Raw genomic sequence first — 13,478 nt, 5'->3', positions numbered from 1 at the left:
GCGTGAGGAGCCGGAGGTGCGGGATCAGGCCTCGCCGTCGCGCGCCGTTCGGCGCTGGACCAGTACGGCGGCGACGATGATCGCGCCCTTGGCGATCTGCTGGACGTCGCTCTGCAGGTTGTTGAGCGCGAAGATGTTGGTGATCGTGGTGAAGACGAGGACGCCGAGTACGGAGCCGACGATCGTGCCCCGGCCGCCGCTGAGCAGCGTTCCGCCGATGATCGCGGCGGCGATGGCGTCGAGTTCGTACAGATTCCCGTTGGTGTTCTGTCCGGAGCCGGACAGGATGATCAGCAGGAAGGCCGCGATGCCGCAGCACAGTCCGGACAGCAGGTAGAGGTACAGGCGCTGGCGCCGTACGTCGATGCCGGCGAGCCGGGCTGCCTCCGCGTTGCCGCCGACCGCGACCGTGCGCCGCCCGAAGGTGGTGCGGTTGAGCAGCAGCCAGCCCACGACGGTGACCACAGCGAAGACCAGGACGAGCGGCGGGATGCCGAGGACGTACGCATCCGGGATGCCGAGGTCGAGTACCGTCTCGACGGTCACGATCTGCGTCTTGCCGTCGGTGATCTGGAGGGCGAGTCCGCGGGCCGATGCCAGCATGGCGAGCGTCGCGATGAACGGCACCATCCCGCCGTACGCGATGAGCAGTCCGTTGACGAGTCCGCAGGCCAGGCCCACGATCACTGCCGTGAAGAGGATGCCCGCGAAGCCGTACTCCTGAGTCGCGAGCGTCGTCGCCCACACCGAGGCGAGGGCCACGATCGCACCCACCGAGAGGTCGATGCCGCCGCTGGTGATGACGAAGGTCATGCCGACGGTGACGACGCCGATGACGGAGGCCTGGGTGAGGACGAGCTGGAGGTTGCTGCTGTCCAGGAACTGCTCGGGCTTGGTGAAGCCGCCGACCGCGACGAGGACCGCGAGTACGCCGAGCAGCGACAGGTTGCGTACGTCGAGGCGCAGCCCGAGCGCGCGCCAGGCCGACTGCGGCGTGGGCGACTTGGTGGTGGTGACGACCGGTCCGTCCTGCTGCTGTTGCGCCGGCGAGACAGGCTGCGTCATGGCGTCGGGCTCTCTTCCATCACGAGGTCGAGGACGCGGTGCTCGTCGAGCTCCCGGGCAGGCGCGGCGTGTACGACGCGCCCCTCCCTGAGCACCAGCACCCGGTCGGCGAGGCCCAGGACTTCCGGGACTTCGCTGGATACGAGGAGTACGGCGAGCCCGTCGTCGGCAAGCCGCCGGATCACGGCGTACAGCTCGGCGCGCGCCCCGACGTCGACGCCGCGCGTCGGCTCGTCGAGCAGCAGGACGCGGCAGCCGCGCAGCAGCCAGCGGGCCAGGACGGCTTTCTGCTGGTTGCCGCCGGAGAGGGTGCGGATGCGGGCGTCGGGGTTGTCGGGGCGCAGGGACAGTTCGCGGGTGGCTTTCCGGGCCGCCTTGCGTTCGGCCGTACGGTCGAGCCAGCCGCCGCGCGAGAAGCGGGACAGGGTCGATACGGACACGTTGCGGGTGACGGATTCGAGCATGAGCAGGCCCTGGGCCTTGCGTTCCTCGGGGGCGAGTCCGATGCCGGCGCGGACCGCGGCGCGGACGCTGCCGGGGCGCAGGGGGCGCCCTTCGACGAGTACGCGCCCGGCGCTGGGTTTGCGCGCCCCGTAGATCGTCTCCAGCACTTCGGAGCGTCCGGAGCCGACGAGACCGGCGAGGCCGACTATTTCGCCGGGGCGGACATCGAGGTCGAGGGCCTCGAACTCGCCGTCCCTGGCCAGCCCTTCGACGCGTAGCACGGGCTCGGCGGCCGAGGGTCCGCCCGCGGGCCGTTCGGGGAAGACGTACTCCACATCACGACCGGTCATCAGGGCGACGACCTCGCGCGTCGGGGTGCTCTTGGCGGGCAGCCCGACCGCCACGGCGCGGCCGTCCTTGAGCACGGTCACGCGATCGCCGATGCGGCGGATCTCTTCGAGGCGGTGGGAGATGTAGACGACGGCGACGCCGTCCGCGGTGAGTCCGGCGACGATACGGAAGAGGTTGTCGACCTCGTCGGGGTCGAGGGCGGCGGACGGCTCGTCCATCACGATGAGGCGTACGTCGTGCGAGAGGGCGCGGGCCATGGAGACGATCTGCTGCTGGGCGGCGGAGAGCGACCCGACGAGACTGCCGGAGTCGATCTCGGGGTGGCCGAGCCGTTTGAGCAGGGCGGCGGCGGACGCGCGGGCCTCCCTGCCGCGTACGACAAAGCCCGCGGTGGTCGGCTCGTGGCCGAGGAAGATGTTCTCGGCGACCGACAGGCCTTTCACCAGGTCGAGTTCCTGGTAGATGGTGGCGATGCCGAGGCGCATGGCGGCGATGGGCGACTTGAGGGCGACCGCGGCGCCCTGCCAGGTGATCTCTCCGCCGTCGGGCTGGTGTACGCCGGCGAGGACCTTGATGAGGGTGGACTTTCCGGCGCCGTTCTGGCCGAGCAGGCAGTGGACCTCGCCCGCGAGGACCTTCAGGTCTACGCCGTCGAGGGCGCGGACGCCGGGGAACGACTTGGTGATGCCGGACATCGTAAGAAGGGGTGCAGGTAGGGGTGGATCGGCTTGTGTTGGTGCCATGACGGTTCCCCTCGGCTGGGGCGGCGGCCGGTGAGCGAACAGGACTGTGCTGTCCCGGGGGACAACCCCCGGACCCCCGGCCGGAAGAGCGGGGGGCGTCGTATGGCTTACTCGCCCGGAGGATCAGGCAGGCGAGAACAGGTGGTCGCTGATGAGCCTGGCCGCGCCGATCACGCCGGCGGCATGGCCCAACTCGCCCAGGACTATGGGCAGATTTCCGGTCGCCAGGGGCAGCGACTGGCGGTAGACCTGGGTGCGGACGCTGGCGAGCAGGGTGTGGCCGAGGCCGGTCACCCCGCCGCCGATCACCACGAGCCCGGGGTTGAAGAAGCTGACGAGTCCGGCGATGACCTGGCCGACGCGGTTGCCGCCCTCGCGGATGAGGGCCAGCGAGGTGGCGTCGCCCGCGGCCGCGGCCGCGGCGACGTCGGCGGCCGTGAGCCGTCCCGCGGCTTCGAGCCGCGTGGCGAGTTCGGCCGACTGGCCGGAGCGGGCCGCTTCCTCGGCGTCGCGGGCCAGCGCGGCGCCGCTGAAGTGGGCTTCCAGGCAGCCCCGGTTGCCGCAGGCGCAGGCGCGGCCTTCCGGTTCGACCTGGATGTGGCCTATGTCGCCCGCGCTGCCCGTCGTGCCCCGGTAGACCTCGCCGCCGACGACGATGCCGCAACCAATACCGGTGCCGATCTTGACGCAGAGGAAGTCGCCCACGGAGCGTGCGACGCCCGCGTGCTGCTCCCCCGTCGCCATCAGGTTGACGTCGTTGTCGACCATGACGGGGCAGCCGAGTTCCTGGCTGAGTGCCTCGCGTACGGGAAAGCCGTCCCAGCCGGGCATGATCGGCGGCGCGACCGGCACGCCCTCGGGAAAGCGGACGGGGCCCGGCACTCCGATGCCCGCGCCGTCGAAGCCTTCGGCGAGTCCGGATGCCCTGAGCTTGGCGGCCATGGCGAGTGCCTGCTCGAAAACGGCGACCGGCCCCTCCCGTACGTCCATGGGGTGGTTGAGGTGGCCGAGTACCTCCAACTCCGCGTTCGTGACGGCCACATCGATCGAGGTTGCTCCGATGTCGATGCCGAGGAAGCGCAGTTCGGGCGCGAGCCGGATGTTGTGCGACCGGCGGCCGCCGCGCGAGGCGGCGAGGCCGTCGGCCACGACAAGCCCGGTTTCGAGCAGCCGGTCGACCTCGACCGCGAGCTTCGAGCGGGAGAGATCGACCAGGTCACCGAGCTGGGCACGGGAGTTGGGACCGCCGTCACGCAGCAGGCGGAGCAGTCGCGCCTGGTGCGCGTTGGCAGGTCGAGCCGTCATCCGTCTCACGTGCCCCTCCCTGCCTCATAGGCCGTTCTCTCCGTCGGGCTTTGGAGGGGAACGTAGCAGCGGCTGCCGGGAGTGGGAAGAAGTTGCGCAGGAATCCACTACAACTTTCTCCACACCGAGGACAAAGCCGGTTCCTTGCCGAACGGGCAGCATTGCTCACGGAGTTGGCACACGATGGGCCGCACGAATCCGAGGCGCATGCCGACGTGTTCGGCTAGGGGGGGGTGTCCGGTCGATCTCCGTGGGCGACGCCGCGGAGATCGACCGGACACCCCCTAGGCCTGGCGCCGGTGGTACGTCGTGCGGGTGTGCTCGGTGTGGGCCCGCATGATCTCGGTGGCGCGCTGTTCGTCGCGGTCGGAAATCGCGGCGATCAGTGCGCGGTGCTCGATCCAGGACTGTTTGCCGCACTGCCGGGCGACGGGCGTGTAGTACCAGCGGACGCGTCGGCCGACCTGCGCTGCGAGCTCGGCGAGTACGACGTTGCCCGCCAACTCCATGACTTTGGCGTGGAATTGGGCGTTGAGTGACACGGCCAGATCCACGTCGTCGTCCGCGACTGCCTGCTCGCCCGCGGCGCACACCGCCTCCAGCGCAGTGATCCCCGCAGAGCCCGCATTGGCGGCGGCCAGTCTGGCGGCCTCCGCCTCCAGCAGCGTACGTACGGAGAGCAGCTGGTCGGCCTCCTCCTCGGTCGGCTCGTGCACGAAGGCGCCCTGCGCGGGGCGCAGATCGACCCACCCCTCGGTGTTGAGCCGCTGCAACGCCTCGCGTACGGGCTGCCTGGACACCCCGAGGTGCCCGGCGAGCTCGCTCTCGACCAGGTGCTGGCCGGGGCGCAGAGCGCGGGTCGCGATGAGTTCGAGCAGCGCCTCGTACACACGCTCGCGGAGTGGCCCCGGCCGCTCCAGCTTGGGCACGGTCCCTTGCGGCAGTCCTGCGGACAACATCGCGGTCCCCCTCGTGACGAGCAACGGCGAGCAGACATTGGCTATCGTCTACAGTCTACCGATCTCGTAGGAGGTATACCGAAATCCTCGTCACGCCACGTACCCAAGCCTCACCGGCTCGCGACCTCACGGGCAGCGGATGACCTGACCGGCGTACGAGAGATTTCCGCCGAAGCCGAACAGCAGCACCGGAGCGCCGGACTCGATCTCGCCGCGCTCGACCAGCTTGGACAGGGCCATCGGGATGCTCGCGGCCGAGGTGTTGCCCGAGTCGACGACATCGCGGGCGATCACCGCGTTCACCGCGCCGATCTTCTGCGCGACGGGCTCGATGATCCGCAGGTTCGCCTGGTGCAGGACGACCGCCGCCAGCTCCTCCGGGGTCACCCCGGCCCGCTCGCACACCTTGCGCGCGATGGGCGGGAGCTGGGTCGTGGCCCAGCGGTAGACGGACTGACCCTCCTGCGCGAAGCGCGGCGGGGTGCCCTCGATACGTACGGCGTGGCCCATTTCGGGCACCGAACCCCACAGCACGGGGCCGATCCCGGCCTCCTCGCCCTCCGCACACGCCTCGACGACTGCGGCTCCGGCGCCGTCGCCGACGAGGACGCAGGTCGTACGGTCGGTCCAGTCGGCGATCTCGGCCATCTTGTCGGCGCCGATGACCAGGACGCGGCTGGCCGATCCGGCCCGTACCGCGTGGTCGGCGGTCGCGAGTGCGTGCGTGAAGCCCGAGCAGACGACGTTGAGGTCCATCGCGGCGGGCGAGGTCATGCCCAGGCGGGCGGCGACGCGGGCGGCCATGTTCGGGGAGCGGTTGATCGCGGTGGAGGTGGCGACGAGGACGAGGTCGATGTCGGCGGGAACCATGCCGGCGGCGGCGAGGGCCTTGGCCCCGGCGTGGGCGGCCAGCTCGTCGACGGGCTCGTCGGGGCCGGCGACATGGCGGGTCCTGATGCCGACCCGACTGGTGATCCACTCGTCGCTGGTGTCGACCATGGCCGCCAGATCGTCGTTGGTGAGCACCTTGGCAGGTTGATAGTGCCCGAGCGCGACGACACGTGAGCCGGCCATGTACGGTTCCACCTTTCATTTGCGAACAGTCGGAACGGCCCAGTCTTCTTTGCGACTCACCGGTACGAGGGCACGTGAACCGACAGGATTCGCCCCTCAGTCTTTGGAGCTTCCCGCCGACGGCCTGCCGACGGCGACTCTTGACCCTACGAGGCGAAGCCCGACCGTTTCGGCCCGGACGCCGCCCGCCTCAACGAACAGCCCAAGATCGACAACGACCTGTACGTCCGCGACTACGACAAGTGCGTCCTCTGCTACAAGTGCGTGGACGCGTGCGGCGAGCAGTGGCAGAACACCTTCGCCATGGCCGTAGCGGGCCGCGGCTTCGACGCCCGCATCTCCGCCGAGCACGACGCGCCGCTGACCGACTCCGCATGCGTGGACTGCGGCGTCGGCTACAGCCTCACCCTGCACGTGCAGGAGAATGAGATCGTCAAGGTCACCTCGCCGCACGACAACCCGGTGACCCACGGCAACCTCTGCATCAAGGGCCGCTTCGGCTATCAGCACGTACAAAGTCGGGACTGATCATCATGGGACGGGTCACCGAGCGCCGCCGCGTCATCCGCGTCAGGGACGGGGCGGTCACGACGCGTCCCGACACGCTGGTCGCCGAGGAGCCCCTCGAAATCCGGCTGAACGGCAAGCCGCTCGCCATCACCATGCGGACGCCGGGCGACGACTTCGCGCTCGCGGCGGGCTTTCTGGTGAGCGAGGGCGTGCTCGGTGCCGCCGACGACGTGCAGTCGATCGTGTACTGCGCGGGCGCCACTGAGGACGGTACGAACACGTACAACGTGGTGGATGTCAAGCTCGCTCCGGGTGTCCCCGTCCCGGACATCACCCTTGAGCGCAACGTCTACACGACGTCGTCGTGCGGCCTGTGCGGCAAGGCCAGTCTCGACGCGGTCCGCACCACCGCCCGCTTCCCGATCGCCGATACTCCCCCGGTCCGCCTCACACCCGAGCTGCTCGCCGGCCTCCCCGACCGGCTGCGCGCGGCACAGCAGGTGTTCGACAGGACCGGGGGGCTGCATGCGGCCGCGCTGTTCTCGGAGGCGGGCGAGCTGCTCGACGTACGGGAGGACGTCGGCCGGCACAACGCGGTCGACAAGCTCGTGGGGCGGGCACTTCAGGACAGTCGCCTGCCGCTGTCGCGGGCGGTTCTGCTCGTGTCGGGGCGGGCGTCCTTCGAGCTCGCACAGAAGGCGGTGATGGCCGGTATCCCGGTCCTCGCGGCAGTCTCCGCACCTTCGTCCCTGGCCGTGGACCTGGCGGCCGAGACCGGTCTGACACTGGTCGGCTTCCTGCGCGGGCCGAACATGAACGTGTACGCGGGCGACGAGCGCATCGCCCTGCACACCGGGGTCTGACGCGCCCCGCGACACGGGATACGGGCCCGGCCGGCGGGGAGCGCCCCCTGCGCCGGCCGGGCCTCTCCGTAAGACCGGATCCGGGGCGGCGAGCCCGCTACCATCTCGGGATGTCCCGCAGCGGTGGCCGAGCGGCGGGGCGGCGGCTGACGTCGGCGCGAGTTCGCGCCGCCGGGCGGCGTTTGCGTCAGCGGCGCTGCCCGCGCCGGGCCCGGCTTCTGGCTTCCGCCGGGGCCGGGATGAGCTGGAGTGCCAGGGTGGCCGGGGGCTTGGCGATGCCTGGGCCGCCGGCTGCGACCCAGGCCAGGATGTCGTCCGTACAGTCGTCGTCCAGTGCCCAGCCGACCCAGGCTGCGCGCCCGCCACGGCGGCGTCCCTCGGTGGAGGGCTGGACCACTACGACGTTGGCCTGACCGCACGGGCCGAGGCATTCGCTCGTACGCACCGCAAGCCGCCCACCGGACGCGGCGGCGGCCTCGCGAAGGCGGCGCAGCTGGCCGTCGTGGTCCGTGCCCGGGTGCTTGCGGGCGTCACCGCAACAGCAGCCCCGGCAGACGGTGAGGGCGCAGGGGCGGGGGCCGAAGGGGCGTATCGCGGAAGTCACTTGGCGATTTTGCCAGGCGGGGGCGGCACTGGTCAGGGGCGGGTAGGTGCGGAATGCCTGCGGCGGAGCCGCCCCGTGTCACAGCGGGAAGGGGCTGGGTGGGGAACAAGCCCCCCGCAGCGGTCACCCCGCCACCGGAACCCGCCGCGTCGCAACCGGACCCTCCCCCTCCCGCACCGCATCGTCCGCCCGTCGTTTCGCAATCACCGCGCACACCATCAACTGCATCTGGTGGAACAGCATCAACGGCAGCACCGCCAAGCTCGCCTCCGCCCCGAACAGCACACTCGCCATCGGCAGTCCCGCCGCCAGTGACTTCTTCGACCCCGCGAACTGGATCGCGATCCGGTCGCCGCGTCCGAAGCCGAGCCCCTTCGCCCCGTACCAGCTCAGCGCCAGCATCGCCGCGAGCAGCACCGCCTCGACGCCCAGCAGCGCGCCGAGCCGGGCCGGGCTCACCTGGTGCCAGATGCCCTCCGTCACGCCGTGGCTGAACGCGGTGTAGACGACGAGCAGTATCGAGCCGCGGTCCACGTACCCGAGCGCCTTCTTGTGCCGCACCAGGAAGCCGCCCACCCAGCGCCGCAGCAGCTGTCCCGCGACGAACGGCAGCAGCAGTTGCACGACGATCTTCAGCAGCGAGTCGGCGGAGAAGCCACCCACTCCGCCGCCGATCAGCAGGGCCGCCAGCAGCGGGGTGAGGAAGATCCCGACGAGGCTGGAGAAGGACCCCGCGCAGATCGCCGCGGGCACATTTCCGCGCGCGATGGAGGTGAAGGCGATCGAGGACTGGATGGTCGACGGGACGAGACAGAGGAAGAGGAGGCCGCCGGAGAGCTGGGGAGTGAGGACGTACGGGACGAGCCCCTTGGCCGCCAGGCCGAGCAGCGGGAAGAGCGCGAACGTGCAGGCCAGGACCGTCAGATGGAGCCGCCAGTGCCGCAGCCCGTCGACCGCCTCGCGTGTGGAGAGCCGTGCGCCGTAGAGGAAGAACAGCAGCGCAACCGCTCCGGTGGACGCCCCGCCGACCGCCTCGGCCGCCGCGCCGGACGCCGGCAGCAGTGTCGCGAGGACCACCGTCCCGATGAGCGCCAGGATGTACGGATCGATCGGCAGCCAGGACGGCAACTGCATCATGCGGCGGCTCATGAGCTCCACTTGCTGTCGGTTCAGTACGTGCCCTCTCCATCGTCCACCTCAATGCCGCGATCGGGAATCCCGTATACAGCTCTTACTGTCATCACGATCATCGATAAGCTACTCCCATGTACGAGCCCACCCAGCTCCGCACCTTCCTCGCCGTCGCCCAGACCCTGAGCTTCACCCAGGCCGCCCGCCGCCTCGGCCTCCGCCAGTCCACAGTGAGCCAGCACGTGCGCCGCCTGGAGGACGCGACCGGGCGTCGGCTCTTCACGCGTGACACACACCGCGTGGAGCTCACGGAGGACGGCGAGGCGATGCTCGGCTTCGCCCGTACGATCCTGCAGGCCCACGAGCGGGCCGCCGCCTTCTTCACAGGGACCCGACTCCGCGGCAGGTTGCGCTTCGGCGCCTCGGAGGACTTCGTACTGACGCGCCTGCCGGAAATCCTGGAGACCTTCCGCCTCGACCACCCCGAGGTCGAGCTTGAGCTGACCGTCGAGCTGTCCGGCACCCTGCACCGCCAGCTGGAGGCAGGCCGCCACGATCTGGTCCTCGCCAAGCGGCGTACGGGCGACACCCACGGCGAACTGGTCTGGCAGTCCACGCTCACCTGGATCGGCGCCCCGTCGCTGCGCCTCGACCCGGACCGCCCGGTCCCGCTGATCCTCTTCCCGCCGCCCGGCATCACCCGGGCCCGCGCCCTCGAAGTCCTGGAGGAACACGGCCGCCCCTGGCGCATCGCCTGTACGAGCGGCAGCCTCAGCGGCCTGATCGCGGCGGCCCGCGCGGGCCTCGGCGTCATGGCGCACACCCGCGGCCTGATCCCGCCCGGCCTGGCCCCCCTGCCCGCGAAGGCGGGCCTGCCGGATCTCGGCGGCGTGGACTTCGTCCTGCTGCACGGGCGCAGGCGCGCGGCCGCACAGGACGCGGCGGACGCCCTGGCGGCGGCGATCCTGGCGGGCGGCGACCGACTGCACCGGGGGAATACGCAGTAGGTGTACAGATTTGGTGGAGATTCTCGCGCACCATACTTACTCCACGGTCAGGAGCACGTCCGAGCCTTCCCCATGTGCCCGTTTTCCACCGGCTGAGCTGTACAGATGCACATGAATTCGGATTCCGCGACCCCCTCCCGTCGACTGGCCCGCTGGGGTACGGTCACGGCGCTGTGCGGAGCGCCACAAGGAGCAGGTCATTGCGCGAGTTCACTGTCCCACCCATGGCGACGGCGCCTCAGGTCGGCGGGCTGGCGGACGCCGTCTTCGACCACGCCGAGACGGATCCGTACCGCGTCGCGCTCGGACGCAAGGGCGAAGACGGGCTGTGGCACGACGTGCCGGCGGCCCAGTTCCGTGACGAGGTGCTGGCGATCGCCAAGGGGCTGCTGGCGCACGGTGTCCGGTTCGGGGACCGGGTCGCGATCATGTCGCGTACGCGCTACGAGTGGACGCTCTTCGATTTCGCGCTCTGGACGGTCGGCGCGCAGCCCGTGCCCATCTACCCCACGGCCTCCGCCGAGCAGGTCTTCTGGACGCTGCACGACGCCGGGGTCTCGGCCTGCATGGTGGAGCACGAGGACCATGCGATGACCATCGCCTCGGTGATCGACCGGCTGCCGCTGCTGAAGCGGCTGTGGCAGCTGGACGCGGGCGCCGAGGCCGAGCTCGCCCGGGTGGGGGCGGACATCGAGGACGATGTCGTGCACCGCCACCGGCGGGCGGTGACGCCCGATTCGGTGGCCACCGTGATCTATACGTCGGGCACGACGGGCCGCCCCAAGGGCTGTGTGATCACACATGCGAATTTCATGTACGAGACCGATACCGCGATCACCCGCTGGGAGTCGGTGTTCCACTCCAAGCCGGGCGACGAGGCTTCGACGCTGCTCTTCCTGCCGCTCGCGCACGTCTTCGGGCGCATGATCGAGGTCGCGGCGATCAGGGGGCGGGTCAAGCTCGGCCATCAGCCCGTTCTCTCGGCGCAGGCGCTGATGCCCGATCTGGTGGCGTTCCGGCCGACGTTCATCCTGGCCGTGCCGTACATCTTCGAGAAGGTCTACAGCGGGGCGCGGCGCAAGGCCGAGGCCGCCGGGAAGCTGGGCCCGTTCGACAAGGCCGTCGAGGTGGCGGTGCGGTACGCGGAGGCGCTGGAGCACCGCGCTTTCGGCACCGGGCCCGGGCCTTCCGCCTCGCTGCGGCTGCAGCACCAGTTCTTCGAGAAGGCGGTGTACGGGAAGGTGCGCGACGCCATGGGCGGTCGCGTGCGGCACGCCATGTCCGGGGGGTCGGCGATGGGGCGGCGGCTCGGGCTGTTCTTCGCGGGCGCCGGCGTGACGATCTACGAGGGGTACGGCCTGACGGAGTCGACCGCTGCCGCCACCGCCAACCCGCCCGAACGCACCCGCTACGGCACGGTCGGACAGCCACTGCCCGGCACCACGGTGCACATCGCCGACGACGGGGAGGTCTGGCTGCACGGCGGCCAGGTCTTCTCCGGGTATCTCAACGACCCCAAGGCCACGGACGCGGTGCTGCACGACGGCTGGCTGGCCACGGGTGACATCGGCGCCCTGGACGAGGACGGCTATCTGACGATCACCGGGCGGAAGAAAGAGATCATCGTGACGTCCGGCGGCAAGAGTGTGTCGCCGATCGGCCTGGAGGAGCGGGTGCGGTCGCATCCGCTGGTGGCTCAGTGCCTCGCCGTCGGCAACGACAGACCGTACATCGCCGCCCTCGTCACACTCGACCAGGAGGCCGTCGACCACTGGCTCCAGATGCGCAACAAGCCGCCGTTGAATGCGGCGGACCTGGTGCGGGATCCCGATCTGGAGATGGAGGTCCGGCGGGCGGTGGTGGCCGCCAACACGCTGGTATCGCAGGCCGAATCGATCCGTACGTTCCGGATACTGGCCCACCAGTTCAGCGAGGAGCACGGGCTGCTGACGCCCTCGCTGAAGCTCAAGCGCAAGGCGATCGAGGCGGCGTACCGGGTAGAGGTGGACGCGCTCTACCGGTGACGGCGGTCGGTGACGGCTACGGATTCCGCACTCTTCTGACGGTTCATCAATTCTCGATGCGTCAGTTATTGACGGTTCATCAGGTCAGCCACAGAATGCGGGGCACCCCAAGGGAGGGACCCCACTGTGTTGCGACCGATCCGCACCATCGCCGCAGCTGCCGCAGTGCTGCTGGCCGCCACCGCGTGCAACTCCGCATCGACCCATGGTCCCGGCGACGACACGGGCAAGGGCGGGGGCGGCTCTGTACGCGGAGTGAGCGCCGACTCCATCAAGGTCGGCGGCATCGTCTCGATGACCACCGCGAGCGGGTACTCCAAGAAGGACACCGATCTCGGTGCGAAGGCCCGTTACGACCGCGCCAACGCGGAGGGCGGCGTCAACGGCCGGAAGATCGACTACCTGGGCGCCGAGGACGATGGCCAGGACCCCGCCAAGAACCTGGCTGCCGCGCGGGGGCTCGTCCAGCGCGAGAAAGTCTTCGCCGTGGCCCCGATGAGCTCGGTCACCTTCTCCGGCGCCGATTTCCTGGAGCAGCAGAAGGTGCCGACCTTCGGGTGGGGCACGCTGCCCTCGTTCTGCGGGCCCAAGTACATCTACGGCTTCAACGGCTGCCTCGTCCCGATGCCGGGCGGCACGCTCAACCAGACCTGGCCGGAGGGTCTGGCCAAGGTGCTCGGTGGGGCCAAGGGCAAGTCGGTGGCGCTGCTCGCCAATGACAACGACGCGGGCAAGTTCGGCATCCGTACCTTCACCCAGGGCTTCTCCGCCGCCGGGTACAAGGTGTCGTACGCCAAGGCCGTCGTGCCGGCGACGTCGGTGCCGAGCGACTGGTCGGCGTACACCAAGGAGATCATGCGCAGCGACGGCGGCAAGGCGCCGGACGTCGTGATCTCCGTGATGCAGACGCCGTACAACATCGGTCTGTTCACGACGCTCAAGCGCGGCGGCTTCAAGGGCGTGCTGTCCGACCCGACGGATTACGACCCCGGGCTGCTCGCGAAGGACGCTACGAAGCAGGCGCTGGACGGCGTGCATGTGCTGCTGCAGTTCGAGCCCTTCGAGTCGGACAGCGCGGGGATGCAGCAGTTCAAGGAGGACATCAGGAAGGCGGCGGGCGGCAAGGACGTACCGCTGAACATGCACATGGTCACCGGATACATGTCCGCCGATCTCTTCCTGGCGATCGCCGAGAAGGCGGGCAAGGACCTGACCGTCGAGTCCTTCCAGAAGGCGGCGGGTTCGTTCTCCGACAGCGGGACGCTGGTGGGCGACCGGGCCGAGCCCAAGGGGCAGCGCGAGAGCTTTGGCTGCGGGGCGCTGGTGCAGCTGAAGGACGGCAAGTACAAGGTGTCTTCGCCGTTCAAGTGCTATCCGCCCATCCCCTTCGATTAGGGA

At 69.9% G+C, this 13,478-nt stretch carries 11 protein-coding genes and 1 pseudogene; 5 read left to right on the top strand and 7 right to left on the bottom strand.

Features of this window, described 5'->3' with window-relative positions:
- Positions 1-24: 24 nt before the first annotated feature.
- The 5 genes from PXH83_RS27520 to PXH83_RS27500 form a co-directional block, all read right to left on the bottom strand.
- The gene (locus tag PXH83_RS27520) at positions 25-1,065 is read right to left on the bottom strand and encodes an ABC transporter permease (RefSeq protein WP_274563948.1); all 1,041 of its coding nucleotides are present in this window, start codon (positions 1,063-1,065) and stop codon (positions 25-27) included.
- Entirely contained in the window at positions 1,062-2,555 is a 1,494-nt protein-coding gene (locus PXH83_RS27515; protein WP_420803255.1) for a sugar ABC transporter ATP-binding protein, read from the bottom strand. The genes PXH83_RS27520 and PXH83_RS27515 overlap by 4 nt, the downstream gene beginning before the upstream one ends.
- A gap of 171 nt (positions 2,556-2,726) precedes the next feature.
- On the bottom strand, positions 2,727-3,908 hold the full coding sequence (locus tag PXH83_RS27510) for an ROK family transcriptional regulator (protein WP_274565187.1): 1,182 nt from the start codon (positions 3,906-3,908) through the stop codon (positions 2,727-2,729).
- A 284-nt stretch (positions 3,909-4,192) separates the two neighbouring features.
- Positions 4,193-4,867 carry a GntR family transcriptional regulator gene (locus PXH83_RS27505; RefSeq protein WP_274563945.1) on the bottom strand — a complete coding sequence of 225 codons (675 nt, stop codon included), beginning with the start codon at positions 4,865-4,867 and terminating at the stop codon, positions 4,193-4,195.
- A 126-nt stretch (positions 4,868-4,993) separates the two neighbouring features.
- Positions 4,994-5,941, bottom strand: coding sequence for a beta-ketoacyl-ACP synthase III (locus PXH83_RS27500; protein ID WP_274563943.1), 948 nt, complete (start codon positions 5,939-5,941; stop codon positions 4,994-4,996).
- A gap of 147 nt (positions 5,942-6,088) precedes the next feature.
- Between PXH83_RS27500 and PXH83_RS27495 the strand changes: the two are divergent.
- Positions 6,089-6,469, top strand: a pseudogene (locus tag PXH83_RS27495) (2Fe-2S iron-sulfur cluster-binding protein); the annotation flags it as partial.
- A 5-nt stretch (positions 6,470-6,474) separates the two neighbouring features.
- Positions 6,475-7,314 carry a formate dehydrogenase accessory sulfurtransferase FdhD gene (gene fdhD, locus PXH83_RS27490; RefSeq protein ID WP_274563942.1) on the top strand — a complete coding sequence of 280 codons (840 nt, stop codon included), beginning with the start codon at positions 6,475-6,477 and terminating at the stop codon, positions 7,312-7,314.
- A 187-nt stretch (positions 7,315-7,501) separates the two neighbouring features.
- Here the strand turns inward: fdhD and PXH83_RS27485 are convergent, their stop codons facing one another.
- Positions 7,502-7,918 (bottom strand): (2Fe-2S) ferredoxin domain-containing protein, encoded by a 417-nt coding sequence (locus PXH83_RS27485; protein ID WP_274563940.1) that lies wholly within the window; start codon positions 7,916-7,918, stop codon positions 7,502-7,504.
- 123 nt (positions 7,919-8,041) lie between these two features.
- Positions 8,042-9,067 carry a bile acid:sodium symporter family protein gene (locus tag PXH83_RS27480; protein WP_274563939.1) on the bottom strand — a complete coding sequence of 342 codons (1,026 nt, stop codon included), beginning with the start codon at positions 9,065-9,067 and terminating at the stop codon, positions 8,042-8,044.
- Positions 9,068-9,183: 116 nt separating this feature from the next.
- Here PXH83_RS27480 and PXH83_RS27475 point away from each other — a divergent pair, with 116 nt between their 5' ends.
- From PXH83_RS27475 to PXH83_RS27465, 3 genes are all read left to right on the top strand, one after another.
- Positions 9,184-10,056, top strand: a complete 873-nt coding sequence (locus PXH83_RS27475) for a LysR substrate-binding domain-containing protein (protein ID WP_214922050.1) — start codon at positions 9,184-9,186, stop codon at positions 10,054-10,056.
- Between the two features lie 224 nt (positions 10,057-10,280).
- Positions 10,281-12,080 carry an AMP-dependent synthetase/ligase gene (locus PXH83_RS27470; protein WP_274563936.1) on the top strand — a complete coding sequence of 600 codons (1,800 nt, stop codon included), beginning with the start codon at positions 10,281-10,283 and terminating at the stop codon, positions 12,078-12,080.
- 126 nt (positions 12,081-12,206) lie between these two features.
- Complete coding sequence (locus tag PXH83_RS27465) at positions 12,207-13,475, top strand: ABC transporter substrate-binding protein (RefSeq protein ID WP_274563934.1); 1,269 nt, start codon at positions 12,207-12,209, stop codon at positions 13,473-13,475.
- Positions 13,476-13,478 lie beyond the last annotated feature (3 nt).

Origin of the sequence: Streptomyces spiramyceticus (genome assembly GCF_028807635.1) — a bacterium.
In the GTDB taxonomy this organism is placed as follows: Bacteria; Actinomycetota; Actinomycetes; order Streptomycetales; family Streptomycetaceae; genus Streptomyces; species Streptomyces spiramyceticus.
This window is presented reverse-complemented; position numbering and strand designations above follow the sequence as displayed.

Excerpts from the sequence above, each read along its gene's own strand:
- PXH83_RS27500 (WP_274563943.1), bottom strand. The coding sequence starts at position 5,941 with ATGGCCGGCTCACGTGTCGTCGCGCTCGGGCACTATCAACCTGCCAAG.
- PXH83_RS27515 (WP_420803255.1), bottom strand. The coding sequence starts at position 2,555 with ATGTCCGGCATCACCAAGTCGTTCCCCGGCGTCCGCGCCCTCGACGGC.
- PXH83_RS27520 (WP_274563948.1), bottom strand. The coding sequence starts at position 1,065 with ATGACGCAGCCTGTCTCGCCGGCGCAACAGCAGCAGGACGGACCGGTC.
- PXH83_RS27480 (WP_274563939.1), bottom strand. The coding sequence starts at position 9,067 with ATGAGCCGCCGCATGATGCAGTTGCCGTCCTGGCTGCCGATCGATCCG.
- fdhD (WP_274563942.1), top strand. The coding sequence starts at position 6,475 with ATGGGACGGGTCACCGAGCGCCGCCGCGTCATCCGCGTCAGGGACGGG.
- PXH83_RS27475 (WP_214922050.1), top strand. The coding sequence starts at position 9,184 with ATGTACGAGCCCACCCAGCTCCGCACCTTCCTCGCCGTCGCCCAGACC.
- PXH83_RS27505 (WP_274563945.1), bottom strand. The coding sequence starts at position 4,867 with ATGTTGTCCGCAGGACTGCCGCAAGGGACCGTGCCCAAGCTGGAGCGG.
- PXH83_RS27470 (WP_274563936.1), top strand. The coding sequence starts at position 10,281 with ATGGCGACGGCGCCTCAGGTCGGCGGGCTGGCGGACGCCGTCTTCGAC.
- PXH83_RS27510 (WP_274565187.1), bottom strand. The coding sequence starts at position 3,908 with ATGACGGCTCGACCTGCCAACGCGCACCAGGCGCGACTGCTCCGCCTG.